Below are 18,320 nucleotides of genomic sequence, written 5' to 3'. Positions count from 1 at the left end.
TATGGCAAAAATACAGGAACAGCGGCAAAAACTGGAAGCCAAGCTCAAGGAGATGGCAGAAGACGGGGTGATGAAAACCCCACAGAAAGATACATTGGCTTTTGACCCGCCTGATGAGGAATATGAAGAGGATGTGAAGATTGAGGTCAGTCCCGGTCAAAAGGAAAAACAGCATCTGAACAAGGAGAACATGCCTGTCTCTGAAGAAACACAGGACAATCCCTTGTATAAGAGCTGCGGGAAAGGAAAGGAGAAAAGTACGGAAATATCCCGGATTTCCTTTGAGGATTACCGCACACGCTATTTGCAATCCGTCCGCCTCCGGGAGCGAACCAACTTCACCATGAGTGTGGATACGCTTCAGGTACTGAGAAACGTCTTGCAGGACTTGGGCGAGCGGGTGTCAATGGCATCCTACATCGACAACATCCTGCGTGAACACCTCAAGGAGTACAAGGAACTGCTCAACAATGCCACGGCAAAGCACCGGCGCAAGGTGGCAATAGACTTTTGAACAAAGAACCAACGACATATAAAAATCACCATTATGCAAACGATACTATTCAACATACTTCTATTTCTGATAGCGGTATGGGTGTTCATTGGAATACTCTTCCTTTGGCAGCAATTCCGCATAACGTGCCACAGATTGGAGAAAGCTTGTGAAAAGAAAAATGAGCAGGAACAAAAACAGAGTACGCTTTCTGTTACCCAAGACCAAATCGAGCAGGCACGGCAAATGCTTGTCGGCAAGAGCAAGTCGTATAGAGAACGCTATGCCGAAATCTCTAAAGAGATTACGACCAATTCTCAAAATATCCCAGCTATTCCCGATACTTCATCAAAAGAAAAACCAGCCGATAATCCCAATACCTTTGCGGCGGAAAACTCATCTATGCCCGAAGAAACAGAAGGCACGGAAGAGGACAACGAGATGCAGGTTGACTACACAATGGACGAATCTGACGAAGACAGCATCGTTCGTGAAGAGCTGCAAATCGCTGACGCTGCTTTACCCGAAGTCTCACCCTCCGCTATTCTTGCAAGGGAAGTAGTCCGTGTTACCGGCTGGCATAAGAATGATGACACGCTTGATGAGGAAAACGAAGCCGAAGTTCAGAATATGCTGCAAAGCATACGGGGCACGCAGCTTATGGACTATATCAAGGAGGCAACGCTCAAGCAGGAGAAAGACCATCAAAAGCTACTTGCTGCCATTCGCAAAACGGAGGAAGCGGAATTAGAGGAAAGTAATATTAGCTCTTCTTCTGACTTTGAAACGAACTCAAACGTAGAGAGCAGCAACAGCGATGTTTCGGAAGATGACGAGCATCCACTTTCATACTATCTGTAAAATAGTGTTTGTTCATATTGTACCGTGATCGAGGGGTGGCTCAAAAGTAAAACAATCAACCAATATCAGTCATACGATAAAACCGAGCCACCCCTTACCATCTCTACCCAAAAGAAAACAATTCATTTAACAACTTAAAATAAAAAGAACAATGAACAACAAAAAGAAAATCACAATGCTGCTCCTGATAGCTGCCACTGCCGTAGGAGCGTACGCACAGGGCAACGGCATTGCCGGAATCAATGAAGCAACGAAAATGGTAACCTCCTACTTCGACCCCGGCACGAAACTCATCTATGCCGTAGGGGCGGTGGTAGGTCTGATTGGAGGCATTAAAGTGTACAACAAGTTCTCAAGTGGTGACCCCGATACGAGCAAGACCGCAGCCTCTTGGTTCGGTGCGTGTATCTTCCTCATCGTGGCTGCCACTATCCTGAGAAGTTTCTTCCTGTAAGGCGATGGCAGCATTTGAAATCAACAAGGGTGTAGGCCGGACGGTAGAGTTCAAGGGCTTGAAGGCACAGTACCTCTTCCTCTTTGCAGGAGGTCTGCTGGCAGTCTTCATTCTCGTGGTTATTCTCTATCTCTGTGGAGTCAGCCAAATTACCTGTCTTGTCATAGGTGTAGTGGGTGCCAGCCTTGTGGTATGGCAAACGTTCACCATGAATAGAAAGTACGGGCAGTACGGACTGATGAAGAAAGGAGCAGTACGTATGCACCCACGCTACCTTGTGAACCGCCGTACGGTCTTCCACCTCATCCGTAACCTTCAACCAAAGAAAGCGAAGCAATGAGAAACAAAAGCAAGATAACAACTTTGGAGTCGAAGTTCCCGCTGCTCTCCATCGAGCAGGGCTGCATGGTGAGCAAAGATGCTGACATCACGGTCGCATTCCGTGTGGAGCTGCCCGAACTCTTTACCGTCACTTCTACAGAATACGAGGCAATGCACTCTGCCTGGCATAAGGCAATCAAGGTGCTACCCAATTACAGCATCGTACACAAGCAGGACTGGTTCATCAAGGAGGACTACCAAGGAAAGCTCTCCGATGGCGGACTGAGCTTCCTTGCCCGTTCCTCTGAACGGCATTTCAACGAGCGTCCGTATCTACACCATTCAGTCTATCTCTTCCTTACCAAGACCAACAAGCAGCGCATGGCACAGCAGAGCAACTTCTCTTCACTCTGCCGTGGACACCTGTTACCCAAGGAAATCACCAACAAGGAGGAGGTGATGAAGTTTATGGAAGCCGTAGACCAGTTCGAGCGCATCATCAATGATACCGAGCAGATAAGGATTGTCCGCATGACAGAAGACGAGTTGGTAGGCACAAATGAAAAGGGCGGACTGCTCGACAGGTATTTCTCTCTATCTGAAGAAGGGCATGCGTCTTTGGAGGACATCCGCTTGGGCGCAGACCTTGTGCGTGTGGGCGACAATCAGCTGTGTCTGCATACACTTTCCGATACGGATGACCTACCGACAACGGTCAGCACGGACAGTCGATATGAGCGGTTATCCACCGACAGAAGTGACTGCCGCCTTTCCTTTGCCTCGCCTGTGGGCTTGATGCTGCCGTGTAACCACATTTATAACCAGTACCTCTTTATCGAAGACAGCGATGCCAACTTGGAACGATTCGAGAAGCAGGCAAGGAATATGCACTCGCTGGCACGCTACAGCCGTAGCAACCAAATCAACGAGGAATGGATACAGGAGTATCTCAATATTGCCCATTCACAGGGACTGACCTCCATCCGTGCCCACTTCAACGTGCTGGCATGGAGCAGCGATAAGGAAGAACTTCGCCAGATCAAGAATGACGTGGGTTCTGCACTTGCTCTTATGGAATGCCACCCTCGTCATAACACCATTGATGCTGCAACGCTCTACTGGGCGGGCATACCCGGCAATGCCGCAGACTTTCCAGCAGAAGAGTCGTTCTATACTTTCATCGAGCCTGCCCTCTGCTTCTTTACGGCAGAGACGAACTATAAGGACTCGCTATCACCCTTCGGTATCAAGATGGCAGACCGCCTGTCGGGAAAACCTGTTCATCTGGATATATCGGATTTGCCGATGAAAAAGGGAGTCATCACCAACCGTAACAAGTTCATCTTGGGTCCTTCGGGCAGTGGTAAGTCTTTCTTTACCAACCACATGGTACGTCAGTATTACGAGCAGGGGGCGCACGTCCTCTTGGTTGATACGGGTAACTCATATCAAGGCTTGTGCGAACTTATCCACCGAAAGACCAAGGGCGAGGACGGCGTGTATTTCACCTATACCAACGAAAGCCCGATTTCCTTCAATCCATTTTATACCGATGATTACTTCTTCGATGTGGAGAAGCGAGAAAGCATCTGCACACTCTTACTGACCCTTTGGAAAAGCGCTGATGAGCATATTACTAAGACCGAAGCTGGCGAACTTGGTTCTGCCGTAAACTCCTATATCGAGCTGATATGTGCTGACCATAGCGTTACGCCCTGTTTTAATACTTTCTATGAATACCTGCGAGACGTCTATCGCAAGGATATGGAGAAACGGGACATCAAGGTAACACTCTCGGACTTCAATATCAACAATCTCCTGACAACCCTCAAGCAATACTACCGAGGGGGACGTTACGATTTCCTATTGAACTCGGACAAGAACATCGACTTGCTCAGTAAACGCTTCATCGTCTTCGAGATTGATCAAGTGAAGGACAACAAAGACCTCTTCCCCGTGGTGACGATTATCATCATGGAAGCTTTCATCAACAAGATGCGAAGACTCAAAGGTATCAGGAAAATGATACTCATTGAAGAAGCGTGGAAAGCCATTGCTTCGGCTAACATGGCAGACTATATAAAATATTTGTACAAGACGGTGAGAAAGTATTTCGGGGAAGCCATTGTCGTGACGCAGGAGGTGGACGATATCATCCAGTCTCCGATTGTCAAGGAGAGCATCATCAACAACTCCGACTGCAAGATACTGCTTGACCAGCGCAAGTACATGACTAAGTTCGATGGTATACAGGCGATGCTCGGCTTGTCGGAAAAGGAAAAGAGCCAGATACTATCCATCAACCAGAACAACGACCCGAACCGACTCTACAAGGAGGTGTGGATAGGTCTGGGCGGTATGCAGAGTGCAGTCTATGCCACGGAAGTGAGCATGGAGGAATACCTCACCTACACCACGGAGGAAACCGAGAAGGTGGAGGTAATGAACAGGGCGGCACAGCTTGGTGGGGATATCGAAACGGCTATCCGGCAGCTTGCACAAGAGAAACGGGTTGCACGAAATCGTTAATCGGACAAGACATGTAAAAAATGTATTGGTTTAGCCAAACGTGGATAAACAATTGGACAAACGTGTCCAATCAATTAGACAGTCGTGTCCAAATACTTGGACTAACTTGTCCAACTTATCCCTATAACAGCAAGCTGAATAGACATCCCTTAGTGGACATTCAGACAAACATAGTATTCACATCATAAACAAAAAGAACAATGAAAACAAGAATTTTAATGCTGCTGATGGGCATCGTCCTTTTATTCAGCGGAAAGGCCCACGCACAGTGGGTGGTGACTGATCCCGGTAACTTCGCCGGCAACATCGTCAATTCGGTCAAGGAGATAGCCACCGCCTCCAAGACGGTGAAGAACACCTTGGACGGGTTCAAGGAGGTGGAAAAACTCTACAACGACACCAAGAAGTATTACGATGCGCTTAAGAAGGTGAACAATCTCATCGGAGATGCCTACAAGGTCAAGGAGTGCATCCTGATGGTGGGCGACATCTCGGAGATTTACGTCACCTCGTATAAGAAAATGCTCTCGGACAAGAACTTCCGCCCTTCCGAACTCGCGGCGATGGCTTCGGGCTATGCCAAGCTTCTGGAGCAGAGCGGTGAGAGTCTTAAGGAACTAAAGTCCATTGTTAAGAGTAATGTCTTCTCGATGAACGACCACGAACGAATGCAGGCCATTGACCGCATTTATACCACGCTTAGGGAAAACCGCTCGCTCGTGTCATACTACACAAGGAAGAACATCTCCGTGAGCTATGTGCGTGCAAGGGAGAAGAACAACCTTGCCTCTGTTAAGGCACTCTATGGTAATACGGCAAGCAGGTATTGGTAAATCCACAGACAAAAAAAGAACTTGAAAGAACTTTCATAAAACACTTTTGCTTATGGATTTTGCCAGTTTACATGAGCTACTACGCGCCACCTATGACGAGATGATGCCGCTCTGCGCCCAGATGACAGGCATTGCCAAGGGTATTGCAGGCTTGGGTGCACTCTTTTATATTGCCCTTCGGGTATGGGCTTCCATAGCCCGTGCCGAGGCGATAGACGTCTTTCCCCTTCTCCGTCCCTTTGTCTTGGGTTTCTGCATCATGTTCTTCCCGACAGTCGTACTGGGTACGATGAATGCCGTTCTCTCGCCCGTAGTGCAGGGAACGGAAAGCATGGTGCATCAGCAGGAGACCAACTTGGCGGAGCTTACCGCCAAGCGTAACCGTTTGCAGGAGGAAGCCTACCTGCGCAATCCCGAAACAGCCTACTTGGTATCCAACGAGAAGTTCGACCAAAAGATAGAGGAAATGGGTATCATCGGTCCCGAAGACGCCGTGACGATAGCGGGTATGTATGCCGAGCGTGCTGCCTATCAGACCAAGCAGTGGGTGATGAAAATGGTGCACGACCTCATGGAGCTGCTGTTCCATGCCGCAGGACTTATCATCGACACGCTGCGCACCTTCATGCTCATCGTCCTTTCCATTCTCGGTCCGATAGTCTTCGGCATTGCCGTATGGGACGGGTTGTCGGGTTCGCTCACGGCTTGGTTCTCACGCTATATCTCTGTCTACCTGTGGCTGCCTGTCAGCTCTATCCTTACGGCACTGCTTACGAAGATACAGGTGCTGATGGTACAGAAAGACATCGAGGCGCTCAGCGACCCCAACTACCTGCCCGATGCGGGGACGTGGTACTACATCGTCTTCTTCCTCATCGGCATCGTGGGCTACTTCTGCGTTCCCACCGTTGCAGGCTGGATTATCGAAGCAGGTGGTGGTATCGGCTCTTATGGTCGTAATGTCAATCAGGCTGCACAGCGCGGTGCACAAAGTGCCTACACGGGCGGAAGATATGCCGCAGCAGGTGCCGGGTCGGTTATCGGCAATGTCGGTGGACGTATCAAGGGTGCACTGCTCAAAGGAAAATAGAAATGGAGCAATAATGCTTAATTCATCAACAGCTATAAAAGGAAAGAAAAAAATGGAATTCAAATCACTTGGTAATATCGAGACCTCATTCAGACAGATAAGACTCTACGCCTTTGTCTTTGCCATCGTCTGCGTGGCAGTAAGTGGTTATGCCCTCTATGCCTCGTACAGCTTCGCTAAGGAGCAGCGGGAGAAAATCTATGTGCTTGATCAGGGAAAGTCGCTCATGCTTGCCCTCAGTCAGGATGCAAGTCGTAATCGTCCCGTAGAGGCAAGGGAACACGTGCGTCGCTTCCACGAACTGTTCTTCACCATTGCACCCGACAAGGATGCCATTGAGAAGAATATGGAGCGTGCCTTCGTGCTGTGTGACAAGTCGGCTTTCAACTATTACAAGGACTTGGCAGAGAAGGGCTATTATAACCGTGCCATATCGGGCAATGTCAATCAGCGCATAGAGGTGGACTCTATCCACTGCAACTTTAATACTTACCCTTATGCGGTAACGACCTATGCACGGGAGTTTATCGTCCGTCAGAGTAACGTTACAGAGCGTAGTCTTGTTACGACCTGCACGCTGCAGAACTCAGTCCGTTCGGACAACAACCCGCAAGGCTTCCTGATGGAGAACTTCCTTGTGAAAGAGAACAGGGACATACAGACTTATAAACGATAAGGCTATGGCAAGGAAAAGAAACTTTTTACTCTCACGTCACTATCTGCGCTTTCACCTGTGGCTCCGCCATCGGTGTGAGAGGCTCACGATAAGGCAGAGAAAGGAAATCGTCTATGGGCTGAGTTTCATCTATCTGCTCTGCTCGCTCTGGATGATAGCGCAGTTTTTCCTTCCTCCAAAGAAGGAAAAACTACCCATCCCCACGGGAAAGCTGACGGACAGTCCGATACGGACGGACAGCACTTTACATGAGTTACACGGCAATTTTTACCTACTACATCATCAAACAATCAAAGAAAATGGATAATAAACAGAAAGAACAAATGAAGAAAGGCTTGGTTTTCGGAGGACTGGGACTGCTGTTTGCCCTCTCGATGTGGTTTATCTTCGCACCATCGGGCAAGGATAAGACTGCAGCGGAGCAGGGACTCAATGACAGCATCCCGCAGGCAACGACAGAAAAACTGACGGAGAACAAGCTGAAAGCCTATGAATTAGGTGACAAGGCACACGAGGAGGAACAGACCCGCGAGGAGATGGGCAGACTATCGGACTATTTTGCACAGAACACCGCTCCATCAGAGGAGCAGCGTGCAGAGACAGCTGCTTCTACGGCAAAGATAGAAAACTCTATGCATCGCTATGAGGAGAACAATCGCCTCTTGAACTCTTTTTACGCTCCCGACCCGCACGAGCAGGAGCGTGAAGCCTTGCGTTCGGAGATAGACAACCTTAAAAAGGAACTCTCTGTCAAAGACAGCAAGGAGGACAATGAAGAGAAACGACAGCTTGCCTTGATGGAAAAGAGCTATCAGATGGCAGCGAAGTATCTTCCCAAGGCTTCTGCCGTTCCACCATCTTTGGGTAATGACTTTACCGAGGGTAAAGGGCAAACGTCAACGAACAAAGGTCAGAGTATGGGCAGTAATATAAGCGGAGGTTCGGCCGACTTGCCTGCAATGGAAATCTTGGCGGAACGCAAACAGGTAGTATCCTCACTGGGGCAGCCGATGAGCGACGCTGACTTCATCAAGGAGTATGGCACGAAAGCACGCAACTTGGGCTTCCATTCGCTCGCAAGTGCGGCTGCACCCACGATGCGCAATACGCTCAAAGTGGTGGTGGACAGGACAACGACGCTCAAAGAGGGCGATAATGTCGTACTCCGTCTGCTTGAAAGTGCCAAAGTGCAGGGCTTGCGTATTCCACGACAGAGCCGACTCATAGCAGTCGCCAAGATTGAAGGTAACCGTATGCACCTCCTTGTTAAAAGCATAGAGGTAGACAGCCATATCATAGCCGTCAAACTCTCAGCATACGACACGGACGGACAGGAGGGTGTTTATATACCAGGTTCGGAGGACATCAATGCGCTTAAGGAAGTCGGGGCGAACATCGGCGGTTCAATGGGAACATCCTTTACCTTCGCTTCCTCTGCCAAAGACCAGATTATCTCAGAGGCTGCCCGTGGGGTGATGCAGGGTGCAAGTCAGCTGCTTCAGAAGAAACTGCGTACTATCAAGGTAACGCTTAAAGGTGGCTACCGCCTTTTCTTGGTTCAGTCCAAATAAAACAATCGAAAATGATAAGTAAAAAATAACATCAAAACAAAAGGAACAATGAAGAAAATTATTTTATCAATGGCTATGCTTGCCATGGTGGGAGCAACAGCCACAGCACAGGAAAACAATGATGGTCTGACACCAAGCCGTCCGCTTACTTCGGGAGAGCTTTTTCAAGGTATGAGCCGTTCCATTCCTAACGGGCGTGTCGTCCTGCCATACGGCTTGGACGTAACCTTTGACAAGACCGTGCATCTTATCTTCCCTTCTGCCATCCGCTATGTAGACTTAGGTTCGCAGAATATCATCGCAGGAAAGGCGGAGGATGCTGAGAACGTACTGCGTGTAAAGGCTTCAGTGAAGGACTTTGAGACGGAGACCAATATGAGTGTCATCTGTGAGGACGGCTCTTTCTATGCTTTCAACGTGAAGTATGCCGATGAGCCGGAGAAGTTAAGCATAGAGATGAAGGACTTCTTATCACCAACGGACGGACGCCTGCCAAGCAATCGCTCTGATATTTACTTTAAGGAACTCGGTAACGAGTCGCCCATATTAGTAAAGTTGATGATGCAGACTATCTATCAGAACGACATACGCAGCATTAAGCACATCGGTGAACAGCAGTTCGGTATGAAGTTCCTGCTTCGTGGCTTGTATGCCCATAATGGCTTGCTGTATTTCCACACTCGTATGGAAAACGGCACGAATATGCCTTACTCAGTGGATTTTATCACATTCAAGGTGGTGGATAAGAAGATGGCAAAGCGCACTGCCATACAAGAACAGGTGTTGCAGCCGCTTCGTGCCTATCATCAGGTGATGCAGGTGCGTGGCATGGGCAGTGAACACACTGTGTTTGCGCTCGAGCAGTTTTCTCTTGTAGAAGACAAGCAGCTTGAAGTGACGCTCTATGAAAGAAATGGCGGTCGTACGCTGACCTTTTATGTAACGGCAGAAGACCTGCAGCTGGCAAAGAAGATTGATAACCTCAAACTGAAATGGTAATGAAGAAGAACAATATTATTATGACAGTATGCGTTGCGGTGGCCATGACTTTCAGTCTACCATCGCAGGCACAGCGACTGATACCCAAGCAAAGGGGAATAGAGGTTGTAGGGAGTGTTCCGCTTATCAAGGGTGAAAAGTTCCTTGCAGCTGACAATTTCGGCATGGGAGCATCACTCACCCGCTATCTGGGACGTGAGAATTATACTTTTGTTATGGCAGAGTATGAACAACAGAATATGCTGTACAGAAGTTATAACGTAAAACTCAAGGATGCACTTTTGCACTTGGGCTATATGCACCCGATTGTCTCCGACAATGGCAAGAATGTATTTCTCTATGGGGGCATATCCGCTTTGGGTGGCTATGAGCAGCTGAACGAGGACAAGAAGCTGCTGCCCGATGGGGCGACACTGCTCGACCGTTCCCGCTTTGTCTATGGCGGTGCCGTGCATGGCTCGGTGGAAGTATTTCTAACGGACAGGGTTCTCTTTCTTGTCAAAGCGCAGGGACGTTTCCTCTTTGGAACGGACGTGCATCGTTTTCGTCCGGCTGTTTCTGCAGGACTAAGGTTTAACTTTTAAGTAGAAGAAAAGATGAAGAAGATATTGAATACGATTTGGGTAATGAGCGTGCTGACCCTTGCCGTGTTTTGCCTATCTGCTTGTGATAGGGATTTGGATGTTCAGCAGTCTTATCCGTTTACGGTGGAGACAATGCCAGTTCAGAAAGACATCATAAGGGGTCAGACGGCTGAGATACGCTGCACACTGAAGCGGGGCGGTGAGTTTGCTGATACTCGCTATGCGATACGTTATTTCCAGTCTGACGGCAAGGGCTTGCTAAGAAATGATAACGGCACTGTCTTCAAGCCGAACGACCGCTATCCGCTTACAAAAGATGTGTTTCGCTTATACTACACTTCGCTGTCATCTGACCGCCAGACGATTGACGTGTATGTGGAAGACAACTTCGGCAGAATGCAGCAACTGACTTTCAGTTTCAACAACGAAAAGGCGGAAAATAAGGAAAAGTCCTCCGCAACAGTTACCAAAGTATTGAAAGATGCAGACAACTAAACACTTTGCTTTATTCTGTATTTTATGTTTATTCTGCCAGCCCATCCTTGCCCAGCGTAGGGTGCGGTTGGCAGACTTGTCTCCTTTCGAACGTGGTGTGGTTGTTGTTAAATACTTTGAGGGACTTCATAATAAGCCGAAGGATTTTCCTTATGTAGGGTATGGTCATCAGTTGCAACCAGGAGAGCACTTCACGGCAAATATGGCGGAACGAGAGGCAGACTCACTGCTCCGTGCCGACCTTTGGAAATGCTTTGAACACTTCAAAGGCTATGGCAAGGATGCGCTGCTATTGACCTTACTTGCCTACAATGTGGGCGTGGGGAGATTGATCGGTTATGACAGGCATCCCAAGAGCCAGTTGCTGCGAAAGATAGAGGCAGGAAACAGAAATATCTATCGTGAGTATGTTTCGTTCTGCAGATACAAGGGAAAGGTCTTGAAAGGGCTGGAAAAACGAAGAAAGGTAGAGTTTGCCTTGTTTTATCTTCCTTGATTTTATAAATATACCTTTTGCACTTTTCGCGCAAGGGAACTTGTTTTTAATCGGAGAGATAAGAAAATCCATTTTTCTTTCTTAGATAAGCATTAAAAGCATTACCTTTGTAGTAATATGACAGAGAAACTACCCATACAGCAGGAACAAGTGTCCTTCGCCATTCTCATAGATGGCGATAATGTTGCTGCCGACAAACTTGGCGACATCATCTCCTTTGTTTCCTCATACGGCAATCCCATTATTCGGCGTATCTATGCCGATTGGACAAAGTCCGCGATGAAACGATGGAAAGAGGAAGCGAAGACATTCTCTTTCCGTTTGGTGGAAGCGCTTTCTTATGTCGGGATGAAGAATACGACGGATATGGCACTTGTCATCGATGCGATGGATTTGCTGCATGGAAAAACCGTGCAAGGTTTCTGTATCGTTTCCAGCGACAGCGATTATACGTTGCTTGCCCAGAGAATAAGAGAGGAAGGGCTATTGGTGTTGGGCTATGGCGAACAGAAAACACCGGCATCACTGCAAAACAGCTGTCATGAGTTCCGCTTTTCGGACAAGGCAGATCCCGTCCAACCAAATAATAACACGCCGGATTATTTCATAGACAGAGACCGTGCCTTGTTTGACAAGGCATTCGAGACGGCACGTAAAGGGGATGATACCGTAACGCTTTCACTGATTGGTGGTGAACTTAAAAAGCTGATGCCCAAGTATAAAATCAAGCGTTACGGCTGCAAGACACTCGGGCAACTTTATGTCAGATTGGGAAAATACGAACTGGTTAAGGTTGGTGACAAGGCTGTTGGCAGTGCCATAAGGATAAAACAATGAAAAGAACGATACCGAAACAGTAATTGAGAATGCTGTTTCGGTATCGTTGGTTATTGAAGACAGGGCATAGGCTTTCTTTGCTCCTTATCTTTCCCCGCCTGATTGCTCATGGAAAGAAAGGAGCGGACGGCGGATGTGCCGTCCGCTTGTACGCTGTCGCTTACTCCTTTTGAATGATTATTCGCGTTGTTTTTACTTTTGGGTGGGTAGAAAATGCCCAACTCACCTCCTCGTCGGGCAAGGTACTGTGAATGTTACCACCCATTACCAACCCACAATTTTGCAGGACTTTCTGCCGTGCGTCTTCCTTGCTTCCCGCAACCACATCAAACACTCCATCGAAGATGTATTGCGTTCGAACTCTATAAACCTTCTTCTTCATAATCTTAAAATTCAACTTTTAATAATCTGTATTCCTTTGGCTCTCCATTGGATAACTTGCGGTGTGTGAGCCAAAAGTGATGTGCGCCATAACCATAGGCGAAAAACTTGTCAAGTTCCGTTTCTTCGGCGATTTTGCCTATTGCCGTCCTTAACTCTTCCTCATTGTCGGATAGGGTTATCGCATTGATAACCCTGATGAGAATATGCGGTATCTCATCCGTCCAATTGTAGATAATGTTTTCTATCTCTGTTTTCATATCTCTGATATTTTAATGGTTCATACTTCATGCAGTTGCTTTCATTCTTCGGCTTATTAGTTCTCGATTAGCATTAACAAGGTTCACTATCTGTTCGTGATACTCCGTATTCTTGTTGCACACTCCACGACTTTGCACCACTTTGAGCGTGTCCAGATTGACCTCAATCGTTTCTATCCGTCTGCCCTCAATGGTTGCCGAAAGGATAAGCGAGTTTTCTTTGAGATAGTAAGCATTGTCGAACACGCAATGGTGCATTGATACTCCTTCCTCCAAATGTTCCTGCACACTCTCCAATACGTGAACTTGGATTGTGCCGTCCGTGAAACAGATACCGAAGAACTTGGATTTGAGTTCGTGGAAACGCTTCTCTTCCTCCATTGCCTTTTTGCGTTTCGCCGCCTTTTCTTCCTTTTCCCTTTGTCTGCGGAGTTCGCTTTGTCTTAGGTCGTGTTCCCTATGCAGGTCGGTGGGGCAAACATACTTCGGGCTGTGTATGTCTTTATTCAATCTGCGGAGCATATCCACATAGTCGCACCATAGAGAAATATCCTCTATCTCATAGCCGTTGCGAGTGGCAACTTTGTAGGACTGCCAACAAGCGTCAAATGTCGAATTGTTGTTGAGGAAATAGCGTAAATGCCCCATTCGTCCTGCTTTCATCAATGTTTCAGCCCGGCTGTCAGAAAGCAATGCAGGAATGAATATTGTCGGGGCTATATCGTGAAAATCATCCTCAAATCCATTCCTGCGGAGTGTGTCTGTAACCTTGAATTTAGGATATATCTGCGAATAGGCTGCATATCGGTAGGCTTCATTGTCGTTACGGATAGCCATAGGGGTATAGTAAGAAAAGGTATCAACATATCTGCCCAATGTGCGTGGAATGGCAACAATGGCTTGCCGTCCTTTTGCGTTCCACCAATACTGACCGATTTCAAGTGCGTGATATTGTGCCTTACTGCCTTTCTCCATTCCCACAACAAGGAGGAACATACGCAATACTTGATACTCTCCACAAGCGGTTAGCGTGGTGAAATACCGCTTCTGCTGCAATTTACGCTCAAAGGTTTCCTTGACCTGCAACTTTGCCCTGCAATGAGGGCAAGTGCAAGTTTCTCTATGTTTGTCCATTATCCAACTATGCCCACAATCCATACAAGTGGTGCGACCTTTTGGCAAGCGGTAGGCGAAATGGTCTATGCACTCACGGAAAGCCCACCTGCTTTGTGTCTTGGGCATCGGGCGAAGGTGCCTGCTCTCTGCAAGGACCGCCTTCTCAAACTCGTTTCTCGGTTTCATAGGCTTAAAAATCGAATAGGGATGGTTGTACTTGGGTTGCTATGTTCTCGGTCTTTTTCACTCGTGCGTTACGGCTCTGTATTTTGGCAAGTTCCTCACGCTGATATTGCTTAATGGCTTTCTGCCTTGCTTCGGCTTTTTCTTCCTCCGTGAGTTCTACAATGTGATTAACGGCAACTTGGCAGGAAACAGCCTTACCCACCTCTATATCGTCCTCATCGTAGTAGTGAACAGCCATAGAGAAGATTTCATCATCATCAAAGCCGTTACAACCGCTTTTCTGCACTTCATTAAGAATGTAGGTGATGCACTCCTCGATATTCTTGTTCGGCTTCATCAAGTTAGGGGCAAACAAGGGGTCTGTCATAGCACGCTGATTGAGATACTCGGCTATTGTCCGTGTGAAATGTTCTGTTCCTTTCATATTGCTTAGTGTTTTGGGATTTCTACTATTTGATTGATACGTCCATATAGGTAGGCTCTTAGGCTTGTTCTATCGGGTGCGTAATACTCTGTCCATTGTCCGTACTGATTGACAAGGTATTTCTTCAGCACGTCAAAGAAGTCAAAGCGATAGCCTTGTAGGGGAACGGCAGTACGGAAGTAGGTATTAGAGTTCACCGCTTCACATAGCCAATTCTTTTCCTCACGGCTCATACGCTCGCCACAATAGAGTTTCACACGTAGGAGATATACTTTGCTATTACAAAGGCTCTCCAAAGGGGGAACGTCCCATTGTACAAACTTAATTGCCAACACTTGCTCACTTTTTTCAGCCACAGGGTTAATGCGGTAATGAGAGGAGGAGCTATATCCTTTTCTTTTCATCGAAGATGTTGTATTTACTTTTTGCTTATCCATAGCGACATTTTTTTTATGCGTCCAAAGATCGGAGTATGCTGATTCCTTTTTGTAGCAAAATAGAGGTAGCGGGGCGAGGCTTGCACAAGGTTTTGGCGGAAAATACTACCCGTAGGTGTGGAGATTTTCCAGACAAACCCAGCGGCACTGACCTTTTGAAAGCCACAAACCCCGTACTACCTTTGCGGATAAAAAGGGAACAGCATCCGTCTTCTTCATTTCGCATATTGTGGAGCATTGGAAAGGAAGCAAAAGTGCAACGCTCGTAGTGGAAAATAGAAAAGGTGGCTATCTCAATATGCGAGATAACCACCTGATGAAATCAAATGGAAAGTTTTACTGAGCTGTGCTTCTCAAAGCACGCAAAGTAGGATGGCACAGAGAATTGCCAGCCAGAAGAGAATGCTCAGCAGCGTAATTGTCACTTTTAGAATTACCCTGACTATAAAGCGTAGTATCAGAAAACCTGCAATGACAGAGACGGCAGTTACGACTTGCGGCGTTACAATCTTCGAGATAAGCCAAATGGCACCGATAATGCTGGAAAGCAGGATAGCGAGTTCGATGAAGCGTGTCCAAGAGAAGCGGCGGACTTGCTTGGGAGAATTCGGCTGCTGCTTGATATTGTCGGTTTTGTTCGATGCGTCTGCCTTGATGAAGGCAGGTGTGTGAACGTCTTGATTCATGATGTTTATATTCATATCGGAGCTTTTAATAGTTCAAGAGCAATAACAAGATATTCTGCCTCACAAAGCCAAGTGTTTGCCCAAACTCTTGGTGTGTGGGGAAGAATAGTTATCTTGGCTCTTGACACTACAAAAGCTCCCGATGGTGTTACATCAAGTCATGTTCTCACTATCGACTGTTGGCAGACCATTAACCTCGATAAGCAGAACGATTGTCCCTGTCAGTTCGGTGTAGAGTTTCTCATACTCAGGACTCGCTCCAAAGTCGTCCGTCAGTTCATACTTGTTGAAAACGCTTTGTACGGTCTTATTCTTCAGAAGCATTGGTGTTAGTCTTTCGGGAAGAGGAGAAGGGAGTTCTTTCTCAAACTCATTCTCTAAAACTGAAACAAGGGTGTCGTACTTGGAGAAATGTAGTCCTTGATACAGAACTTCGCTTGCCATTACCTCTGCCTCCGGATGAGAGAATCCTTGTGCCATTGCATCACAGTAGGCAGTAAGGGCTTCATCAGCTCTTGCCGTTATGAATGGTTTGTCACTCAGCATTTCGGGGAAATGCTCACCAAGATAAGTCTCTAACTTCAATCGGAAGTAAGACATTTCTTTCTTTGTTTCCATAAATCTTTTATTTTAGGTATTACACATTATTGTATTAAACGCCCATTGCCGTATTGAACTTGCCGAGCTTACCAGCCAGTTCTTCCATATCATGCTCTATCTTCTTGTTGGTGATGCGGGCATAGATTTGTGTAGTCTTTATGTTGGTGTGCCCCAGCATCTTCGACACGCTTTCCATCGGAACGCCCTTACTGAGCGACATTGTGGCAAATGTGTGGCGTGCAAGGTGGAAGGTCAGCCTCTTCTTGATACCGCAAAGGTCGGCAATTTCCTTAAGATAAGCGTTAATCTTCTGGTTTGTAAGTACCGGAAGGAGTTTACCGTCCCGATAGGTCTTATGCCCATATTTGGTGATGATACGCTTAGGAATGTCAAGAAGCAGCACATTGGTTTCCACGCTTGTCTTCTGACGTTTGGTCATGATCCATTGCTTGTCGTCAAGCGTAACGATGTTGTCTGGCGTAAGGTTGGACACGTCTATATATGCCAGACCTGTAAAGCAAGAGAAGATGAAAACATCCCTTACCAGTTCCAGGCGGTTGATACCGAAATCCTTGTTGGCAATCTTCATGATTTCCTCGTCAGTGAGGAAGCCACGGTTTACCGGTTCCAAGTGGAAATGATGATTTATGAACGGGTCGTGGTTCAACACGCCCATCTTCCTTCCCAGTATGGTGATGGTCTTGAAAGTCTTCATCGTTTTCGTCGCTGTATTGGGGTTCTGTCCTGCGGTTGTACGCAGATAAATGTCAAAGTCATGAATGACGGTGAATGTCAGTTCAGACAGGCGAATGTCACAACGCTTGTACTTTTCGTTCAAGAAGGCCGCAAAGTGTTTCTTACACACGTTGTATTTCTGCAATGTTGCCACACTCACCGAGACACCAACCTGTTCCTGTATGTCCGTATTATGCTTTTCGAAAAGCTGCATGAGTGTGCAGACATTGTCCTGCCTGCCGAGATACTCAGACTTGATGCGTTCCAAGCACAGGTCGTCCGTCATTTCCAACTTGCGATAGATGGTTTGCAGGTCGTTTTGGATGCTGTCCAACTGCAAGTTCATGCTTAGGGCTTCGGTATTGCGTCCTTTTACCCGTTCTCGCGTACTGTCCCATTGGTTCTGTTCAACGGCGACTCCGGCTGAGCCTATGCACAACCGTTCGTTGTTAAGGTAAATCCTCAACATCACAGGGGTCTTGCCCTCCTTGTTTACATAGTTGCTTCTGAGATAGAAGACTGTTCTGAAAATTGATTTCATACATTGACTGTTTTTAATTGTAGCTGGATTCATGGGAAATTGTTCCACATCGAAAGGAATTTTATCGCCTAGATGGATGGAATGAACTTCCATATATCCCACTGCAAAGTTCTACATAATCATTTGAATAACAGCAATATATGAGTACTCTAAACAATCTCTGTATGTACTCTTGGTTACAATTTTTATTCGGTTCATCTTTTTGTAACCAGATTGTAACCGTAGGAGAGTATTTTGGGCGTTTCGGCACCCTCCTTACGTACTCTGAAAAAACGTGTAAGTATAAAACAAAAGTATCGTAACTTATTGAAGCTACGATACTTACTGATTTTTTGAAGTGTTTTCTGAAGTCTTCTCCAGAGTACTTCCTGCGGAGAGAGAGGGATTCGAACCCCCGGTACCTCTCGGTACGACGGTTTTCAAGACCGTTGTAATCGACCACTCTACCATCTCTCCAATGTGGAAAAGACTTCATGTGTTGGACAATTTTATATGTTGTTGTCTATTCTCTATTATATCAGAGAAACCTGCTTTCATGAAGTCAGTGCAAAGGTAAGAGAATTATTTTAGAAGACCAAATATTTTATTCTTTTTTTGTTTGAAATGTGATAAAGTAAGGGGGTAAAGAGTCAACCAGCAAGTGCAATATTACGCATAATATTTGTAAAACTCCTGCTTTGGTGTTGAAAAGTTCAATTTTTCCCTTGGTCTTCTG

Annotated in this window: 23 protein-coding genes and 1 tRNA gene; 15 read left to right on the top strand and 9 right to left on the bottom strand. The window is 46.8% G+C overall.

Annotation, left to right across the window (positions count from 1 at the left end):
• Position 1: 1 nt before the first annotated feature.
• The 15 genes from HMPREF6485_RS10140 to HMPREF6485_RS10075 all read left to right on the top strand — a co-directional run bounded on the left by HMPREF6485_RS10140 (position 2) and on the right by HMPREF6485_RS10075 (position 12,239).
• On the top strand, positions 2 to 514 hold the full coding sequence (locus HMPREF6485_RS10140; protein ID WP_004346342.1) for a DUF3408 domain-containing protein: 513 nt from the start codon (positions 2 to 4) through the stop codon (positions 512 to 514).
• Between the two features lie 33 nt (positions 515 to 547).
• On the top strand, positions 548 to 1,354 hold the full coding sequence (locus HMPREF6485_RS10135) for a hypothetical protein (protein WP_004346341.1): 807 nt from the start codon (positions 548 to 550) through the stop codon (positions 1,352 to 1,354).
• A gap of 151 nt (positions 1,355 to 1,505) precedes the next feature.
• Positions 1,506 to 1,808: a DUF4134 domain-containing protein gene (locus tag HMPREF6485_RS10130; RefSeq protein ID WP_004346340.1), complete on the top strand. Its 303-nt coding sequence runs from the start codon at positions 1,506 to 1,508 to the stop codon at positions 1,806 to 1,808.
• Positions 1,809 to 1,812: 4 nt separating this feature from the next.
• Positions 1,813 to 2,148 (top strand): DUF4133 domain-containing protein, encoded by a 336-nt coding sequence (locus HMPREF6485_RS10125; protein WP_004346339.1) that lies wholly within the window; start codon positions 1,813 to 1,815, stop codon positions 2,146 to 2,148.
• Complete coding sequence (locus tag HMPREF6485_RS10120; RefSeq protein ID WP_004346337.1) at positions 2,145 to 4,658, top strand: TraG family conjugative transposon ATPase; 2,514 nt, start codon at positions 2,145 to 2,147, stop codon at positions 4,656 to 4,658. Before HMPREF6485_RS10125 ends, HMPREF6485_RS10120 begins: the two co-directional genes overlap by 4 nt.
• Before the next feature lie 200 nt (positions 4,659 to 4,858).
• On the top strand, positions 4,859 to 5,491 hold the full coding sequence (locus HMPREF6485_RS10115) for a DUF4141 domain-containing protein (protein ID WP_004346336.1): 633 nt from the start codon (positions 4,859 to 4,861) through the stop codon (positions 5,489 to 5,491).
• Positions 5,492 to 5,543: 52 nt separating this feature from the next.
• Positions 5,544 to 6,581, top strand: coding sequence for a conjugative transposon protein TraJ (traJ, locus tag HMPREF6485_RS10110; RefSeq protein ID WP_004346335.1), 1,038 nt, complete (start codon positions 5,544 to 5,546; stop codon positions 6,579 to 6,581).
• Between the two features lie 52 nt (positions 6,582 to 6,633).
• On the top strand, positions 6,634 to 7,257 hold the full coding sequence (gene traK, locus HMPREF6485_RS10105; protein ID WP_044126051.1) for a conjugative transposon protein TraK: 624 nt from the start codon (positions 6,634 to 6,636) through the stop codon (positions 7,255 to 7,257).
• Between the two features lie 4 nt (positions 7,258 to 7,261).
• Positions 7,262 to 7,564, top strand: coding sequence for a hypothetical protein (locus tag HMPREF6485_RS13680; RefSeq protein ID WP_082231318.1), 303 nt, complete (start codon positions 7,262 to 7,264; stop codon positions 7,562 to 7,564).
• Complete coding sequence (gene traM / locus HMPREF6485_RS10100) at positions 7,557 to 8,828, top strand: conjugative transposon protein TraM (RefSeq protein WP_044126396.1); 1,272 nt, start codon at positions 7,557 to 7,559, stop codon at positions 8,826 to 8,828. The genes HMPREF6485_RS13680 and traM overlap by 8 nt, the downstream gene beginning before the upstream one ends.
• 48 nt (positions 8,829 to 8,876) lie before the next feature.
• Complete coding sequence (traN, locus tag HMPREF6485_RS10095) at positions 8,877 to 9,827, top strand: conjugative transposon protein TraN (protein ID WP_004346332.1); 951 nt, start codon at positions 8,877 to 8,879, stop codon at positions 9,825 to 9,827.
• Positions 9,821 to 10,411, top strand: coding sequence for a conjugal transfer protein TraO (locus tag HMPREF6485_RS10090; protein WP_004346331.1), 591 nt, complete (start codon positions 9,821 to 9,823; stop codon positions 10,409 to 10,411). Before traN ends, HMPREF6485_RS10090 begins: the two co-directional genes overlap by 7 nt.
• Before the next feature lie 12 nt (positions 10,412 to 10,423).
• Positions 10,424 to 10,906: a DUF3872 domain-containing protein gene (locus tag HMPREF6485_RS10085; RefSeq protein WP_004346330.1), complete on the top strand. Its 483-nt coding sequence runs from the start codon at positions 10,424 to 10,426 to the stop codon at positions 10,904 to 10,906.
• The gene (locus HMPREF6485_RS10080) at positions 10,893 to 11,402 is read left to right on the top strand and encodes a glycoside hydrolase family protein (RefSeq protein ID WP_004346329.1); all 510 of its coding nucleotides are present in this window, start codon (positions 10,893 to 10,895) and stop codon (positions 11,400 to 11,402) included. Before HMPREF6485_RS10085 ends, HMPREF6485_RS10080 begins: the two co-directional genes overlap by 14 nt.
• A 117-nt stretch (positions 11,403 to 11,519) precedes the next feature.
• Positions 11,520 to 12,239: an NYN domain-containing protein gene (locus tag HMPREF6485_RS10075; RefSeq protein WP_004346328.1), complete on the top strand. Its 720-nt coding sequence runs from the start codon at positions 11,520 to 11,522 to the stop codon at positions 12,237 to 12,239.
• 160 nt (positions 12,240 to 12,399) lie between these two features.
• Here HMPREF6485_RS10075 and HMPREF6485_RS10070 read toward each other — a convergent pair whose 3' ends face one another.
• From HMPREF6485_RS10070 to HMPREF6485_RS10030, 9 genes are all read right to left on the bottom strand, one after another.
• The gene (locus tag HMPREF6485_RS10070) at positions 12,400 to 12,621 is read right to left on the bottom strand and encodes a hypothetical protein (protein ID WP_004346327.1); all 222 of its coding nucleotides are present in this window, start codon (positions 12,619 to 12,621) and stop codon (positions 12,400 to 12,402) included.
• Positions 12,622 to 12,625: 4 nt separating this feature from the next.
• Positions 12,626 to 12,880 carry a hypothetical protein gene (locus HMPREF6485_RS10065; protein ID WP_004346326.1) on the bottom strand — a complete coding sequence of 85 codons (255 nt, stop codon included), beginning with the start codon at positions 12,878 to 12,880 and terminating at the stop codon, positions 12,626 to 12,628.
• A 27-nt stretch (positions 12,881 to 12,907) separates the two neighbouring features.
• Positions 12,908 to 14,182, bottom strand: a complete 1,275-nt coding sequence (locus HMPREF6485_RS10060) for a PcfJ domain-containing protein (RefSeq protein ID WP_004346325.1) — start codon at positions 14,180 to 14,182, stop codon at positions 12,908 to 12,910.
• A 4-nt stretch (positions 14,183 to 14,186) separates the two neighbouring features.
• Positions 14,187 to 14,606 (bottom strand): PcfK-like family protein, encoded by a 420-nt coding sequence (locus HMPREF6485_RS10055; RefSeq protein ID WP_004346324.1) that lies wholly within the window; start codon positions 14,604 to 14,606, stop codon positions 14,187 to 14,189.
• A 5-nt stretch (positions 14,607 to 14,611) separates the two neighbouring features.
• On the bottom strand, positions 14,612 to 15,043 hold the full coding sequence (locus HMPREF6485_RS10050) for a hypothetical protein (protein WP_004346323.1): 432 nt from the start codon (positions 15,041 to 15,043) through the stop codon (positions 14,612 to 14,614).
• A 353-nt stretch (positions 15,044 to 15,396) separates the two neighbouring features.
• Positions 15,397 to 15,744 carry a hypothetical protein gene (locus tag HMPREF6485_RS10045; protein ID WP_004346322.1) on the bottom strand — a complete coding sequence of 116 codons (348 nt, stop codon included), beginning with the start codon at positions 15,742 to 15,744 and terminating at the stop codon, positions 15,397 to 15,399.
• Positions 15,745 to 15,882: 138 nt separating this feature from the next.
• Positions 15,883 to 16,347 carry a DUF1896 domain-containing protein gene (locus HMPREF6485_RS10040; protein WP_004346321.1) on the bottom strand — a complete coding sequence of 155 codons (465 nt, stop codon included), beginning with the start codon at positions 16,345 to 16,347 and terminating at the stop codon, positions 15,883 to 15,885.
• Positions 16,348 to 16,381: 34 nt separating this feature from the next.
• Complete coding sequence (locus tag HMPREF6485_RS10035; protein ID WP_044126392.1) at positions 16,382 to 17,605, bottom strand: site-specific integrase; 1,224 nt, start codon at positions 17,603 to 17,605, stop codon at positions 16,382 to 16,384.
• 371 nt (positions 17,606 to 17,976) lie between these two features.
• Positions 17,977 to 18,061, bottom strand: a tRNA-Ser gene (locus tag HMPREF6485_RS10030).
• Positions 18,062 to 18,320: the final 259 nt, after the last annotated feature.

The organism is Segatella buccae ATCC 33574 (genome assembly GCF_000184945.1).
In the GTDB taxonomy this organism is placed as follows: domain Bacteria; phylum Bacteroidota; class Bacteroidia; order Bacteroidales; family Bacteroidaceae; genus Prevotella; species Prevotella buccae.
Note: the sequence above shows the minus strand (reverse complement) of the source record. Positions and strands in the feature narration are given on the sequence as shown.

What these genes read in the sequence shown, in the direction of transcription:
- HMPREF6485_RS10140 (WP_004346342.1), top strand. Translation starts at nt 2, where the DNA reads ATGGCAAAAATACAGGAACAGCGGCAAAAACTGGAAGCCAAGCTCAAG.
- HMPREF6485_RS10135 (WP_004346341.1), top strand. Translation starts at nt 548, where the DNA reads ATGCAAACGATACTATTCAACATACTTCTATTTCTGATAGCGGTATGG.
- HMPREF6485_RS10130 (WP_004346340.1), top strand. Translation starts at nt 1,506, where the DNA reads ATGAACAACAAAAAGAAAATCACAATGCTGCTCCTGATAGCTGCCACT.
- HMPREF6485_RS10125 (WP_004346339.1), top strand. Translation starts at nt 1,813, where the DNA reads ATGGCAGCATTTGAAATCAACAAGGGTGTAGGCCGGACGGTAGAGTTC.
- HMPREF6485_RS10120 (WP_004346337.1), top strand. Translation starts at nt 2,145, where the DNA reads ATGAGAAACAAAAGCAAGATAACAACTTTGGAGTCGAAGTTCCCGCTG.
- HMPREF6485_RS10115 (WP_004346336.1), top strand. Translation starts at nt 4,859, where the DNA reads ATGAAAACAAGAATTTTAATGCTGCTGATGGGCATCGTCCTTTTATTC.
- traJ (WP_004346335.1), top strand. Translation starts at nt 5,544, where the DNA reads ATGGATTTTGCCAGTTTACATGAGCTACTACGCGCCACCTATGACGAG.
- traK (WP_044126051.1), top strand. Translation starts at nt 6,634, where the DNA reads ATGGAATTCAAATCACTTGGTAATATCGAGACCTCATTCAGACAGATA.
- HMPREF6485_RS13680 (WP_082231318.1), top strand. Translation starts at nt 7,262, where the DNA reads ATGGCAAGGAAAAGAAACTTTTTACTCTCACGTCACTATCTGCGCTTT.
- traM (WP_044126396.1), top strand. Translation starts at nt 7,557, where the DNA reads ATGGATAATAAACAGAAAGAACAAATGAAGAAAGGCTTGGTTTTCGGA.
- traN (WP_004346332.1), top strand. Translation starts at nt 8,877, where the DNA reads ATGAAGAAAATTATTTTATCAATGGCTATGCTTGCCATGGTGGGAGCA.
- HMPREF6485_RS10090 (WP_004346331.1), top strand. Translation starts at nt 9,821, where the DNA reads ATGGTAATGAAGAAGAACAATATTATTATGACAGTATGCGTTGCGGTG.
- HMPREF6485_RS10085 (WP_004346330.1), top strand. Translation starts at nt 10,424, where the DNA reads ATGAAGAAGATATTGAATACGATTTGGGTAATGAGCGTGCTGACCCTT.
- HMPREF6485_RS10080 (WP_004346329.1), top strand. Translation starts at nt 10,893, where the DNA reads ATGCAGACAACTAAACACTTTGCTTTATTCTGTATTTTATGTTTATTC.
- HMPREF6485_RS10075 (WP_004346328.1), top strand. Translation starts at nt 11,520, where the DNA reads ATGACAGAGAAACTACCCATACAGCAGGAACAAGTGTCCTTCGCCATT.
- HMPREF6485_RS10070 (WP_004346327.1), bottom strand. Translation starts at nt 12,621, where the DNA reads ATGAAGAAGAAGGTTTATAGAGTTCGAACGCAATACATCTTCGATGGA.
- HMPREF6485_RS10065 (WP_004346326.1), bottom strand. Translation starts at nt 12,880, where the DNA reads ATGAAAACAGAGATAGAAAACATTATCTACAATTGGACGGATGAGATA.
- HMPREF6485_RS10060 (WP_004346325.1), bottom strand. Translation starts at nt 14,182, where the DNA reads ATGAAACCGAGAAACGAGTTTGAGAAGGCGGTCCTTGCAGAGAGCAGG.
- HMPREF6485_RS10055 (WP_004346324.1), bottom strand. Translation starts at nt 14,606, where the DNA reads ATGAAAGGAACAGAACATTTCACACGGACAATAGCCGAGTATCTCAAT.
- HMPREF6485_RS10050 (WP_004346323.1), bottom strand. Translation starts at nt 15,043, where the DNA reads ATGGATAAGCAAAAAGTAAATACAACATCTTCGATGAAAAGAAAAGGA.
- HMPREF6485_RS10045 (WP_004346322.1), bottom strand. Translation starts at nt 15,744, where the DNA reads ATGAATATAAACATCATGAATCAAGACGTTCACACACCTGCCTTCATC.
- HMPREF6485_RS10040 (WP_004346321.1), bottom strand. Translation starts at nt 16,347, where the DNA reads ATGGAAACAAAGAAAGAAATGTCTTACTTCCGATTGAAGTTAGAGACT.
- HMPREF6485_RS10035 (WP_044126392.1), bottom strand. Translation starts at nt 17,605, where the DNA reads ATGAAATCAATTTTCAGAACAGTCTTCTATCTCAGAAGCAACTATGTA.